The sequence below is a fragment of the Streptomyces sp. LN549 genome (genome assembly GCF_043203805.1).
Lineage (GTDB): Bacteria > Actinomycetota > Actinomycetes > Streptomycetales > Streptomycetaceae > Streptomyces.
Window position 1 is genome coordinate 3,511,501 of the sequence record NZ_JAZHRI010000002.1, and the last position, 13,063, is coordinate 3,524,563.

At 69.3% G+C, this 13,063-nt stretch carries 9 protein-coding genes; 2 read left to right on the top strand and 7 right to left on the bottom strand.

Annotated elements, in window-relative coordinates:
• Window positions 1–27 precede the first annotated feature (27 nt).
• From SH922_RS15700 to SH922_RS15730, 7 genes are all read right to left on the bottom strand, one after another.
• The gene (locus SH922_RS15700) at window positions 28–2,436 is read right to left on the bottom strand and encodes a glycoside hydrolase family 2 TIM barrel-domain containing protein (RefSeq protein WP_393058579.1); all 2,409 of its coding nucleotides are present in this window, start codon (window positions 2,434–2,436) and stop codon (window positions 28–30) included.
• Window positions 2,433–3,341 carry an ATP-binding cassette domain-containing protein gene (locus tag SH922_RS15705; protein WP_393058580.1) on the bottom strand — a complete coding sequence of 303 codons (909 nt, stop codon included), beginning with the start codon at window positions 3,339–3,341 and terminating at the stop codon, window positions 2,433–2,435. The genes SH922_RS15700 and SH922_RS15705 overlap by 4 nt, the downstream gene beginning before the upstream one ends.
• Window positions 3,326–4,267: an ABC transporter ATP-binding protein gene (locus SH922_RS15710; RefSeq protein WP_393058581.1), complete on the bottom strand. Its 942-nt coding sequence runs from the start codon at window positions 4,265–4,267 to the stop codon at window positions 3,326–3,328. The genes SH922_RS15705 and SH922_RS15710 overlap by 16 nt, the downstream gene beginning before the upstream one ends.
• A 4-nt stretch (window positions 4,268–4,271) precedes the next feature.
• The gene (locus SH922_RS15715; RefSeq protein ID WP_393058582.1) at window positions 4,272–5,183 is read right to left on the bottom strand and encodes an ABC transporter permease; all 912 of its coding nucleotides are present in this window, start codon (window positions 5,181–5,183) and stop codon (window positions 4,272–4,274) included.
• Entirely contained in the window at window positions 5,180–6,175 is a 996-nt protein-coding gene (locus SH922_RS15720) for an ABC transporter permease (protein WP_393058583.1), read from the bottom strand. The genes SH922_RS15715 and SH922_RS15720 overlap by 4 nt, the downstream gene beginning before the upstream one ends.
• A 217-nt stretch (window positions 6,176–6,392) precedes the next feature.
• The gene (locus tag SH922_RS15725; RefSeq protein ID WP_393058584.1) at window positions 6,393–8,120 is read right to left on the bottom strand and encodes an ABC transporter substrate-binding protein; all 1,728 of its coding nucleotides are present in this window, start codon (window positions 8,118–8,120) and stop codon (window positions 6,393–6,395) included.
• A 220-nt stretch (window positions 8,121–8,340) separates the two neighbouring features.
• Window positions 8,341–9,333 carry an RNA-guided endonuclease InsQ/TnpB family protein gene (locus SH922_RS15730; RefSeq protein WP_393058585.1) on the bottom strand — a complete coding sequence of 331 codons (993 nt, stop codon included), beginning with the start codon at window positions 9,331–9,333 and terminating at the stop codon, window positions 8,341–8,343.
• A gap of 374 nt (window positions 9,334–9,707) precedes the next feature.
• Between SH922_RS15730 and SH922_RS15735 the strand changes: the two genes are divergently transcribed.
• Both SH922_RS15735 and SH922_RS15740 read left to right on the top strand, forming a co-directional pair.
• Complete coding sequence (locus tag SH922_RS15735; protein ID WP_393058586.1) at window positions 9,708–10,478, top strand: ABC transporter ATP-binding protein; 771 nt, start codon at window positions 9,708–9,710, stop codon at window positions 10,476–10,478.
• 55 nt (window positions 10,479–10,533) lie between these two features.
• Entirely contained in the window at window positions 10,534–13,062 is a 2,529-nt protein-coding gene (locus tag SH922_RS15740) for an ABC transporter permease (RefSeq protein WP_393058587.1), read from the top strand.
• Window position 13,063: the final 1 nt, after the last annotated feature.

Sequence of the window (13,063 nt, forward strand, 5' to 3'; positions counted from 1 at the left end):
CCATGGATCGCCAGGGTCGCGCCACCCCTACCGGTTGACGGAGTCGTTCACACAGCGCAGGACCGGGCGCGCGCCCAGGGCTTCCGGGTCTGCCAGGACCGCTCCTGTGATCATGAACACCGTGCTCTCCCCGGGCAGCAGCGTGACGAGCATCTCGTCCACCTCGGCCGCCGGGTCCAGCCGGTCGGGGAAGAGCGCGAGGTCCCGCAGAAGGGTGCGGGCCGTCACCTCGACGCGGTAGCCGGGCGTCTCGCCCCCGCTCTCCGTCACCGTGACGTCGTACCGGGCCGGCGGCAGCGCGAGGCGGGTGTCCTCCTCGTAGAACTCCACCGCCCGGGTCTCGCCGAGGCGCGCGACCAGGACCTCGCGGGTCCGGTCGGCCGGTTCGGCCACCGCCGGCGGCAGCGGGACCCGGCTGACCGAGCGCGCGGCCGTGCTCACCACCACCTCCTCCTCGGCCAGCACCGCCCCGTCCAGGCCGTGCCGGGTCAGCCGCAGCGCGCCGGCCCAGGGCGTGGGGGCGTCGTTGACGAGGTGCACGGCTCCGTCGCGCACGGCGATCAGTCGGTCCGCGTACACGGCCCGCAGGGCGTACCAGAGCGGCTTGCGGCGGCCGTCGCCGTCGACGGCCGACCAGGAGACGACCGGCCAGCAGTCGTTGAGCTGCCACACGATCGTGCCCATGCAGTACGGGGTGTGGGAGCGGAAATGGCGGATGCCGAACGCCACGGCGCGGGCCTGGTTGAGCTGGGTGAGCCAGTGCCAGTCGTCGAAGTCCGCCCCCGGCTGCGGCAGGTGGTCGCCCAGGCCCCGGAGCAGCTTGGCGTTGCCGTCATCGGCCTTCTGGTGGTGGGCCAGGAGCGGGGCGTCCGGGGTGAGGGGGCCGCTGACCGCGCGGCGCAGGGTGGCGTACGCGGGCGGGCCCTGGAAGCCGAACTCGGCGACGAAGCGGGGCACCCGGTCCGCGTAGGCGCGGTAGTCGGCCCGGTTCCACACGTCCCAGATGTGGATGGTGCCGCGGGCCGGGTCCTGCGGGTGCGCCTCCGGAGTGCCGGAGTAGGGCGAGCCGGGCCAGTAGGGGCGGGTCGGGTCGGTCTCCGCGACGATCGCGGGGAGCAGCTCGTGGTAGTAGCCGTACCCCCAGGTCCGGTCGCCCAGTTCCTTCTGCCAGTCCCAGTCGGCGTGGCCCTCCAGGTTCTCGTTGTTGCCGCACCACAGGACGAGGGAGGGGTGCGGGGCGAGGCGGGTGACGTTCTCCCGGGCCTCGGCCGCCACCTCGTCCCACAGCGGCTGCTCCTCCGGGTAGGCGGCGCAGGCGAAGGGGAAGTCCTGCCAGACCAACAGGCCCTTCTCGTCAGCCAGTTCGTAGAAGTCATCGCTCTCGTAGAGGCCGCCGCCCCAGATCCTGACCAGGTTGACCCCGGCGGCGACCGCCTGGTCGAGGCGGTCGGAGATCCGCTGCCGGGTGAGGCGGGTGGGGAAGCAGTCCTCGGGGATCCAGTTGACGCCACGTACGAAGACGGGTTCGCCGTTCACGACGATGCGGAACGCCTCGCGCTCCAGCGTGACGCCACGGAACCCGGTCCTGCCCCGCCAGGTCCGCTCGCCGAGGCGGACCGTGACGTCGTACAGGGGCTGCTCCCCGTGGCTGCGCGGCCACCAGAGCCCGGCGTCCGGGACGGACAAGGTCACGGTGGCACGGTCCTCACCGGCGAGGACGGTGAACGCCGCACGCTCGTCCGCCACCTCCACGACCGCTTCGAGGGCCTCCTGGCCGGACCGGTCGATGTCGAGCGTGACGGTGAGCCGCGGCACTCCGGCATCGTCGAGGTCGGGCAGCAGCTTCACCGAGGCGATCCGCGGACCGCTCCACGTCTCCAGGGCGACCGGCCGCCAGATACCGGAGGTGACCAGCGTCGGCCCCCAGTCCCAGCCGAAGTTGCAGGCCATCTTGCGGATGAAGGCGTACGGCTCCGCATACGCGCCGGGCCGGTCGCCGAGCCGCTCGCGCAGCTCCTCGGCGTAGGTGTACGGGGCGGTGAACCGTACGTCGAGGGTGTTGGCGCCCTCGGCCAGCAGCGGGCGGACGGGGAAGCGGTGGCTGCGGTGCTGGTTGGCGCTGCGGCCCACCTCGATGCCGTTGAGCAGGACGGTGGCGACGGTGTCGAGGCCGTCGAAGCACAGGTCGGCGTGGTCGTGCCCGTCCGGCGTCCAGTCGAACGTGGTCCGGTACGTCCAGTCGGTGCGGCCGATCCAGGTCAGCCGGTTCTCGTTGTCGTCCAGATACGGGTCGTCGATCAGGCCCGCCGCGAGCAGGTCGGTGTGGACGCAGCCGGGCACGGTGGCGGGCACGCCCCCTGTGGGGAGCCCCACGGGCACGGGGCTGTCCGCGGTGAGCGTCCAGCCGTCGTGCAGGGGCAGGTGGCGAAGGGTCACGCGGAGGTCCTTCCGCAGTCGGGGAGCTGGGCACAGGCGACGAAGTGGTCCGGCTCGGTCTCGTACAGATCGGTGTCCCGGTCGCCGCCCTCGTGGAAGGCGCAGCTCTCCAGGGGCTCCGGCGGGTCCCACGGGGTGTTGAGCCGGGGCACGGCGGCCAGCAGGGTGCGGGTGTAGGGGTGGAGCGGGTTGCCGAACACCTTCTGGGTGTCGCCGCGTTCGACGACGCGGCCGCGGCGCAGCACCACGGTCTTCTCGGCGAGATAGGTGCCGAGCGCCAGGTCGTGGGTGATGTAGAGGACCCCGAGGCCGCGTTCCTTGAGGACGGCCAGGAGGTTGAGGACGTCGATGCGGGTGGAGGCGTCGAGCATGCTGGTGATCTCGTCGGCGACCAGGAAGCTCAGGTCGAGCAGGAGGGCGCGGGCGATGAGGAGGCGTTGCAGCTGGCCGCCGCTGAGCTGGTGCGGGTAGCGGCCGAGCACCTGACCGGGGTCCAGGCGCACGTCCCGTACGGCCTTCTCGACGCGGTCGGCCCACTCCTTGTCGGAGACGCCCGGGTGGTAGGCGCGGCGGACGAGGGAGAAGACGCGGTCGGCCCGGAAGACCGGGTTGTAGCAGGAGAAGGGGTCCTGGAAGACGCCCTGGACGCGGCGGTAGAAGTCCTTTCCGGGGCGGACCTGCTGTCCGTCCAGGGTGAGGCTGCCGGAGCTGACGCCGGTCAGTCCGAGGATCATCCGGCCGATGGTGGACTTCCCGCTGCCGCTCTCCCCGATGAGGGAGACGACCTCGCCGGGTGCGGCGGTGAAGGACACCCGGTCCACCGCGGTGACGGAACCGCCGCCGAACGCTCCGGCGCGGTAGGTCTTGGTGACGTGGTCGAGGGTCAGCATCAGGCCTTCCAGCATGCGACGGAGTGACGGGGGGCGATCTCCACGACCGGGGGCTCCTCGGCGCACCGCTCGTCGGCGATGGGGCAGCGGTCGCGGAAGCGGCAGCCGGCCGGGGGGTTCAGGAGGGAGGGCGGTGCGCCCGCGATGCCCTTGAGAGGCTTGTCGGCGTACCGGGCACCTACCTCGGGGAGCGAGCCGAGCAGGAGCTTGGTGTACGGGTGGCGGGGCTCGGTCGTCAGGACCTTCGTGGGCGCCTTCTCGGCGAGCTTGCCCGCGTACATCACCATGATGGAGTCGGCGATGTGCGAGGTGAGGCCGAGGTCGTGCGTCACGAAGATCATGCTGGTGACCAGGCCCTTGTCGCGCAGCCCGGTGAGAGCGCCGACGACGGCCCGCTGGGTGGAGACGTCGAGGGCCGAGGTGACCTCGTCCGCGATGAGGACGGACGGGTCGAGGAGCGTGGAGATCACCATGACGGTGCGCTGTTTCATGCCTCCGGAGAGCTCGATCGGGTAGCGGTTCAGGACGTCGTGGTCCAGGCCCACCAGGTCGAGGCGGCGGTGCAGTTCGGCGGTGTCCACGCTGACGCCGCGCGAGGCGAGCAGTTCGCGGATCATGCGTCCGATGCGGCGGGTCGGGTTGAGGGCGCTCATGGAGTACTGCGGGACGAGCGATATCCGGTGGAAGCGGAAATCGTTCATCGCCCGGTCGTCGGAGATCGGAACGTCGTCACCGTCGAGGGTGATGGTGCCGCCCGCGTGCCGCATCCGGCCGTCGAGGCGGATCAGCGACTTGCCGAGTGTCGTCTTGCCGCAGCCTGACTCACCCGCCAGGCCCAGGATCTCCCCGTCGGCCAGGTCGAAGGAGACGCCGTCCAGGGCCCGGACCTCGCCGCGCAGCGTGCGGTAGTGGACCCGGAGATCGGTCACGGTCAGGGTCATGTGCTCAGGCCTCCCGGAGCTTCGGGTTGAAGACCTCGTCGAGGCCGACGTTGGCGACGTAGAGCGCGCCGACGATCGCGGTGATCCCGGCGCCCGGCGGGACGAACCACCACCACATGCCGAGTTGGAGCGCGCTCCACTGCTGGGCGCTCTGCAGCATCATCCCGAGCGAGACGCCCTCGGTGGGGCCGAGCCCGATGAAGTCGAGCGACGAGGCGATCAGGACGGAGCCGCCGAAGAGCAGGATGAACATCATGAAGAGGTACGAGCTCATGTTGGGAGCGATCTCGCGGAAGACGATCCGCCAGGTGCCGCTGCCGCTGAGCCGGGCCAGGTCCACGAACTCCCGCGTGCGCAGCGAGAAGGTCTGCGCCCGGATCGCGCGCGCAGCCCAAGGCCAGGAGGTGAGCCCGATGAACAGGCCCTGCACCGGAACCGACCGGACCCCGAGGTAGGCGTTGATGATCAGCAGCACGGCGAGTGCGGGCAGCACCAGGACCACGTTGGTGATCATGTTGAGGATCTCGTCGACCGCTCCGCCGCGGTACCCGGCCAGGAAGCCGACGAGCATGGCGATGACGGCGGCGATGGCCCCGCCGACGACGCCGACCAGGAAGGTGGCGCGCAGCCCGTGCACGAACTGGGCGTACACGTCCTGGCCGAAGGTGGTGGTGCCCATCCAGTACGTGCCGCCCGGCGGCGCGGCCTGCGGGCCCACGTACTCGTTGGGGTCGGTGTTGTCGAGCAGCGGCGGGCCGAAGATGCCGACGAGCAGGAGCAGCACGACGACGGTGAACCCGATGATGAGCTTGGGGTTGCGCACGGCGTAGTGGAGCGTCTCGCGGCCGGGACGGGCGGCGGCGGTGGCGGGTGCGGGTGAGGCGGTGTCGGTGGCCGGTTCGGGCACGGTGCTCATGACTGGCCTCCTGCCATGCCGGTACGGGTCCGGGGGTCGACGACGACGTACACGATGTCGATGAGGAAGTTGGCGATCAGTACGCCGATGACGATGAACAGGAACGCGCCCTGGAGCAGGAAGAAGTCCTGGTTCTGGATGGCGGCCAGGATCAGCGAGCCGAGCCCGGGATAGGCGAACACGATCTCGGTGACGAGGGCCCCCGCCACCAGCACGCCCAGCTGGAGGGCGAGTCCGGTGATCTGGGGCAGGACGGCGTTGCGGAAGGCGTAGCGGCGGATGAGCCGCTGCGGTGCGCCGAGGGCCGACAGATACGAGGAGTAGTCGGACTCCAGCTCGTAGATGATCATGTTGCGCATGCCGATGGCCCAGCCGCCGAGCGCGACCAGGAAGAGCGAGAGGAACGGCAGCACCCAGTGCTGGAGCAGGTCCACGGCGAAGGCGATGGACCAGCTCGGCTGGATGTCGAGGCTGTAGCCGCCGGAGAGCGGGAACCAGCCCGCCTTGGAGCCCAGGGCCCAGGCGAGGATCACGGCGATCCACATGTAGGGCATCGCGGTCAGCAGATATCCGGCCGGCAGCACGGTGTTGTCGAGCACCTTGCGGCGGGCGGCGAGCGCCCCGGCCCAGTTGCCGACGAACCAGCTGAGCAGGACGGACGGGATCATCAGCCCCAGCGTGTACGGGAGTGCGTCGAGCAGCACGTCGGCGACGGGTTTGGGGAAGACCCAGATGGACAGCCCGAAGTCGCCCTGCAGCAGGGCGCCCCAGAAGTGGAGGTACTGCTGCCAGACGGGCTCGTCGAAGCCGAAGAGGTTGTTGTAGTAGGCGCGCATGGCCTCGACGGCCTCGGGCTGCGAGACCCGGGCCCTGGCCACCATGGCGGCGACGGGGTCGCCGGGCATGAAGCGCGGGATCATCCAGTTGACGGTGACGGCGACGACGAAGGTCAGTGCGTAGATCAGAAGTTTGCGGGCGAAGTAACGGCGCAAGGGAGCTCCCCGGAGAGAGCCCCGCCGTGCGGGCGGCGGTCAGGGCGACATGCGCACGGCGGGGCGGTCATGGAATCGAGAGCGACCGGCACGGGGCCGGCCGCTCTCTCGGAACGGCCGGCGCAGAGTCGGCCGCCCTCTCGGAACGGCCGGCGCAGAGTCGGCCGCGCTCTCGGAACGGCCGGCGCGGGGCGGCCGCTCTCTCAGAACAGCCGCGTCACTTGGCGGGCTTGATCTGGGTGAGGGCTTCGAAGCCGCCCATCTCCAGCCAGTTGCGCCACAACGCCGGTGCGTACTTGGGCGCACCCGCGGCATCCGACGGCCAGTTCGTCCAGCTTCCGGTGGTGGACTGGGCCCAGAGGCCGTTGTACCAGAGCGGAATGACCGGCATCTCCTTGAGCTGGATCGCCTGGATCTTCGAGATGACCTTCTTCATGCCCTCGGTGTCATCCGTCTTCACCCCGCCGAGCTCCTGGACGAGTTTCCAGGCCTCAGGGTTCTCGTACCGGCCGAAGTTGACCGTGTTCTGCTGCTTCTGGACGGGCAGCTGGAACATGTACTCGTAGTACGTCCACGGGGTGCTGGACAGCTGGCGCTCGTTGTTGACGACCAGGTCGAAGTTGCCCTTGCCGCGCGTCTCGTTGAGGGCGTTCGCGTCGGGGAACTCGGTGGTGATGCTGATGCCCGCGTCCTTGGCGGACGAGGCGATGACCTTGGCTGCCTCCATCCAGTCGGTCCAGCCCGTGGGCACGGCCAGCTTCAGACTGATCTTGGAGCCGTCCTTGTTCTCCACCAGGCCGTCGCCGTTGGTGTCCTTGTACCCGGCGTCCGCGAGGATCTGCTTGGCCTTGGCGGTGTCGAAGGAGAAGCCCTCCGTTGAGACCAGGTCCTGATCGACGAACTTGTCCCACTGCGGGAGCAGACCGGTCGGGTTGGCCGGCTTGACCAGCTCCCCGTACACGCCCTTGACGATCTTCCCGGTGTCGACCGAGGCGGCGAGAGCCCTGCGGAAGGCCGCGTCGTTCATCGGCTTCTTCGTGGTGTTGGGCACCAGCCAGGCCGTGTTGGCGGAGAGCATGTAGGGCGGCTTGTCGTAGTACGAGACGACCTTCTTGCTCTTGATCAGAGAGGAGGCGCCGGGCAGGAAGTTGTTGCTGAGGTCCAGCTGGCCCTGGCCCAGCTGGCCGATGACGACCTCGTTGCTCGGGTTGGAGACGTCGACGATGTACCGGGGTGCGGGCTTCATGTCGAGCGCCTTGACGCCCCACCAGTCGTCACGCCGCTGCCACACGACCCGGTCCTGGGAGCTGCTCTTGAGCGTGTACGCGCCGGTGCCGACCGGCTTGTCGTTGACGCCGTCGAGGATCTCCTTCTCGGCGCGCTTGCTCCAGATGTGCTCCGGGACGATCGGCTGCCCGTAGAGGGTGAAGTCCCACTCCTGGTAGCGGGCTTCCTTGAAGGTGAAGCGGACCGTCGTGGCGTCCACCGCCTTCGCGTCCGACAGCCAGCTCCACAGGGTGTGGAAGGACGAGGCCTCGATCTTGCCGATCCCGTAGGAGTACGCGACGTCCTTGGCGGTCAGCGGCTTGCCGTCCGACCAGGTGATACCGGGGCGGAGCTTCAGTTCGTAGGTCTTGTCGCCGGTCCAGCTTCCCGACTCCGCCAGCCAGGGCGTCAGTTTGCCCGCGTTGGGGTCGAAGTGGAACAGCGTCTCGTAGACCAGCCCCTTGGTGCCGGTGGCGTGGTCCCAGTTGTGCAGCGGGTTGTAGTTGGCCGGCGGCCCCCATTGCGTACCGGTGGTGTAGAGCGTCTCGTTGCGCGGAAGCGCACCGCCGCCCCCGCCGCCCGAGCCGCCCGCCGAGGAACCGCCCCCCGTGCACGCGGTGGCGGCGAGTGCGATCACGGCGAGCGTGGCCGCGGTCCGTCCCCGGAATCCCGTGCCCATCGTCCCTCCTTCTCCCCGCCGTCCTTGCCGAGCGGAGTTACTGAACCGGGTAAGTGCCGTGAAGCTAAGGCCGCCAGGAGGGCATGTCAAGAGAGCGGGAGCGCTCCCATCCCTTTATTTTCAGGGGCAGTTGAGGGATCATTACTTTCGCTACAAGAATCGCACGCAAGAGAACACGTCAACAGGTTGACGTTATACATAAACCGGTTAAGCAAGGTCGTTATGCCCAGGCAACGTTCCACGCAGCACGGGCCCGTGCCCTGTGCTGGCCCGTCCGACTCCTCGGCGTCTCGGCATGGAACCGTTCTTCGTGACTCCTCCCCGCCCTGAGGGGCGGGGCTTCTCGCCATGCCGTGTTGGCGTTGCGACGGACCAGCCCGGTCCGTAGAACATTGCGCGCCCCGACCTCGTCAGCGTGAGCCTGGTGGCCGCAGTCGACGCAGTGGAACTTCTCCTGTGTGGGCCGGTTCTCCTTCGCGGTGTGCCCGCATGCGGGACACCGCCGGGAAGTGTTGCGGGGGTCCACGGCCATCACTTCCCACCCGGCACTCTCAGCCTTTGCATTCAGGATCGTCAGGAACACCCCCCAACTGTGGGTGCCGTTGGAGTCGGTGAGGAACGAGGCGATCCCGAGGTCGATGCCGATGTCGGAGCCGGTCGCGGGCAGCGGTTCGGGCAGGGGCTGTTCGGCGGTGATCACGACGAACCATTTACGGCCCTCACGCTTCACGCTGACGGTCTTGACCGTGCCCAGCACCGCGCGGTGCTGGTTGACCCTGACGTGCCCGACGCCCTGGAGGCGGACTCGGGTGACATGGTCGTGCGGGGTGGAGTCCAAGCGGCAGCCGTCCCCGTCCCGGGGGAAGTCCACCGTGTCAAACCAGTTCACCCCGCGAAAGCGGGGGTAACCGGGCTTGTCCCCGGCCTTGATCCGGCGGAAGAACGCGGCGAATGCTTTATCGAGTCGCCGCAGCGTGGCCTGCTGGGAGCTGAACGACCAGCGGCCCTGGCGTTCGGGGTCGAAGGTCCGGATGTCCTTGAGCTGCTCGGACTGCATCCCGTACTTGATGCTCGTCTTCGAGGGGTGCCGGTAGGCGTCACGGCGTTCCTGCAACGCACCGTTGTAGAGCGAGCAGTGATCACGCAGCATCTCACCGAGCGCGATCGCCTGACCCACGGTGGGCCGTAAGAGGAACTTGTACGCACGAATCACCCGGCCCACCCCCTTCGCCCGACTCCACGAACCAACGTACCGCTGACAAACATCAGCACGATGCGAACCAACCCGCTTCACTCGCCGGAGTGACAACGTCTGCCAGTCCTTCGAGGCCGACGCGTCCGTTCTGGCCATCACGCCGGGACAGCCGCGTCGAAGGCAACAAAACGGCTTTGAGTGTCATACCGCAGGAGGACGCAGGACCCCCCGCGATGCGACTCAAGGCGGCCCCCGGAACGGGCACCGGGAGTGACGACCGGCGGCCGATCGGCGGAGACGATGGAGATGTGCCCCTCCCCCGGGCCCCCGCCGCCCGGCGGGGCCGTCGGGCGGGCTCCCCGTCCCGTACGAACCCGACCCTGGAGTCTCCCGTGACCACCATGTCCACCGCTCACCGCGCCACCGCGGTGGCCGCCCGCGCCACGGAACTCTCCAAGGTCTACGGAGAGGGCGAGACCAAGGTGACCGCCCTGGACCGGGTCACCGTGGACTTCCCGCAGGGCGAGTTCACCGCGATCATGGGCCCGTCGGGATCCGGCAAGTCCACGCTGATGCACTGCGTGGCCGGTCTCGACAGCTTCAGCAGCGGTTCGGTGCGCATCGGCGAGACGGAGCTGGGGTCCCTCAAGGACAAGCAGCTCACCCAGCTGCGCCGGGACAAGATCGGATTCATCTTCCAGGCGTTCAACCTGCTGCCGACGCTGACCGCGCTGGAGAACATCACGCTGCCGATGGACATCGCGGGCCGCAAGCCCGACCAGGACTGGCTGCGCAAGGTCATCGACATGGTCGGCCTCGCCGACCGGCTGAAGCACCGGCCCACCGAACTCTCCGGCGGACAGCAGCAGCGCGTCGCGGTGGCCCGCGCCCTGGCCTCGCAGCCCGAGATCATCTTCGGTGACGAGCCCACCGGAAACCTGGACTCCCGCTCCGGCGCCGAGGTCCTCGGCTTCCTGCGCAACTCGGTGCGTGAGCTCGGCCAGACCGTGGTGATGGTGACCCACGACCCGGCCGCCGCCTCCTACGCGGACCGGGTGATCTTCCTCGCGGACGGGGCGATCGTCGACCAGATGATGCACCCCACCGCGGACGGGGTGCTGGACCGGATGAAGGCGTTCGACGCCAAGGGCCGCACCAGCTGAGCCCGGGCTCCTCCCGCGCCCCCTTCCGGACCCCCTCTCCCCAGGACTGACAGACATGTTCCGTACCGCCCTGCGCAATGTGCTCTCGCACAAGGCCAGGCTGCTGATGACCGTCCTCGCCGTGATGCTCGGCGTGGCCTTCGTCTCCGGCACCCTGGTCTTCACCGACACCCTCGGCAACGCCTTCCGCAACCAGTCGGCGAAGAGCTACGACGACATCGCCGTCGCCGTCACCACCTACGCCGACCAGCGCGACGAGAAGTCCGCCTCCATCGACGCCGCCACCCTGAAGAAGATCCAGGCCCTGGACGGCGTGGCCTCCGCCACCGGCCGGGTCGACGGCTTCGCCGGGGTCGCGGACCCCGACGGCAAGCTCATCGGCAACGGCTGGTCCAACACCGGCTCCAACTTCGCCCCCGGCAAGGACGGCAAGGACGCGCAGTACACCTTCACCGACGGCTCCGGACCGACCGCGGCAGGCAGCGTCGCCCTGGACACGGACACCGCGAAGAAGGGCGAGTACGAGGTCGGCGACAAGGTACGGGTCGCGACCAACGGGCCGGTGAAGGAGTACACCCTGTCCGGGGTCTTCACCACCGAGGACGGCGCCGTCAACGCCGGCGGCAGCCTGGTCCTGTTCGACACCCCCGTCGCCCAGAAGCTGTTCCTGCGGCCGGGCGAGTTCAGGGACGTCACCGTCACCGCCGCCCCCGGCACCTCCGACCAGCAGTTGCTGACCGCCGTCAAGCCGCTGCTGCCCGAGGACGCCGAGGCCAAGACCGGCAAGGTACGCGCGGACGAGCAGGCCGACCAGACCGAGACCGCCCTGAGCAGCCTCAACAAGCTGCTGCTCGCCTTCGCGGGCATCGCCCTCTTCGTCGGCATCTTCCTGATCGCCAACACCTTCACCATGCTGGTCGCCCAGCGCACCAAGGAGCTGGCGCTGCTGCGCGCCGTCGGCGCCTCGCGCCGCCAGGTCAAGCGCTCGGTGCTGCTCGAAGCGGCCGTGGTCGGTCTGATCGCGTCCGTCGTCGGCTTCGCGCTGGGCCTCGGCCTCGCCACCGGACTGCGCTCCGCAATGAGCCTGATCGGCGGAAAGATCCCGGCCGGGCCGCTGGTCGTCGCGCCGCTCACCGTCGCCGCCGCCTTCGGCGTCGGCGTCCTGATCACCGTGCTGGCCGCCTGGCTGCCCGCCCGCCGGGCCGCGAAGATCCCGCCGGTCGCGGCGATGAACAGCCAGTACGCGGTCGCCACGGTGAAGTCCCTGGTGCTGCGCAACTCGATCGGTGGCGTCATCACGCTGCTCGGCGGCGCGGCCGTCGTGGGAGGCGCGGCGAAGGCCGGGTCGAACGGTCAGATGCTCCTCGCGGGCGGCGCCTTCCTGGCCCTGATCGGCGTCATTATCCTGATCCCGCTGCTGTCCCGTCCCGTGATCGCCCTGGTGCGCCCGCTGCTGCGGCGGCTGTTCGGGGTCTCCGGCAAGCTGGCCGCGCAGAACGCGGTCCGCAACCCGCGGCGTACCGGAGCCACCGCGTCCGCGCTGGCGATCGGGCTCACCCTCGTCACCGGTATCTCGGTGCTCGGCGTCACCCTCGGCCAGGCGGTCGACAAGGTGACGACGGACAACATCAAGGCCGACTACATGGTCTCGATGGCCAGCGGCGACGCGCTCGACGAGTCGGCGCTCACCGCCCTGGAGAAGGCCGCCGGCGTCACCGCGGTTTCGCCCCAGCAGGCGGTCTGGCTGGACATCGGCGACACCTCGCTCTCGGCGTCCGGTGTCACCCCCGGCGATGTGCAGAAGGTCCTCACCGTCGACACCGTCGCGGGCTCCCTGGACTCCCTGGGCAAGGGCGAGATCGCCATCTCGGACAAGACCGCGAAGTCGCACGGCTGGAAGACCGGGGACAGCGTCCCGGTCACGTACGAGGACGACAAGAAGGGCAGCCTGAAGGTCGGCGCTCTCTACAAGGACAACGAGTTCCTCTCGCCGGTCCTGATCCCCCGTGACGTCGTGGCCCCGCACCAGGGCCGTGCGGACATCCGCGAGATCTGGGTGAAGACGGACGGCGGCGCGAGCGCGGCCCACGAGCAGGCGCTGGTCGACGCCCTGGGCGACAACCCCGGCATGAGCATCATGGACCGCAAGGACATCCGCGACATGTTCGGCGGCTCCATCAACCTCGCGATGAACATCATGTACGGGCTGCTGGCCATGGCGCTGATCATCGCGGTGCTCGGGGTCGTCAACACCCTGGCCATGTCGGTGTTCGAACGGCAGCAGGAGATCGGCATGCTGCGGGCCATCGGCCTGGACCGGCGCAAGGTCAAGCGCATGATCCGGCTGGAGGCCGTCGTCATCTCGCTCTTCGGCGCGGTGGTCGGCATCGGGCTCGGCATGTTCCTCGGCTGGGCGATCGGCCAGACCGTGGCGGCCGAGATCCCGCAGTACGTCCTGGTCGTGCCCTGGGGCCGGATCGCGGTCTTCCTGCTCCTGGCCGGTCTGGTGGGGGTGCTGGCCGCCCTGTGGCCGGCCCGCAACGCCGCGAAGCTGAACATGCTGACGGCGATCAAGACGGAGTAGT

Coding starts and splice junctions, on each gene's coding strand:
- SH922_RS15725 (WP_393058584.1), bottom strand. CDS start 8,120: ATGGGCACGGGATTCCGGGGACGGACCGCGGCCACGCTCGCCGTGATC.
- SH922_RS15710 (WP_393058581.1), bottom strand. CDS start 4,267: ATGACCCTGACCGTGACCGATCTCCGGGTCCACTACCGCACGCTGCGC.
- SH922_RS15715 (WP_393058582.1), bottom strand. CDS start 5,183: ATGAGCACCGTGCCCGAACCGGCCACCGACACCGCCTCACCCGCACCC.
- SH922_RS15705 (WP_393058580.1), bottom strand. CDS start 3,341: ATGCTGGAAGGCCTGATGCTGACCCTCGACCACGTCACCAAGACCTAC.
- SH922_RS15740 (WP_393058587.1), top strand. CDS start 10,534: ATGTTCCGTACCGCCCTGCGCAATGTGCTCTCGCACAAGGCCAGGCTG.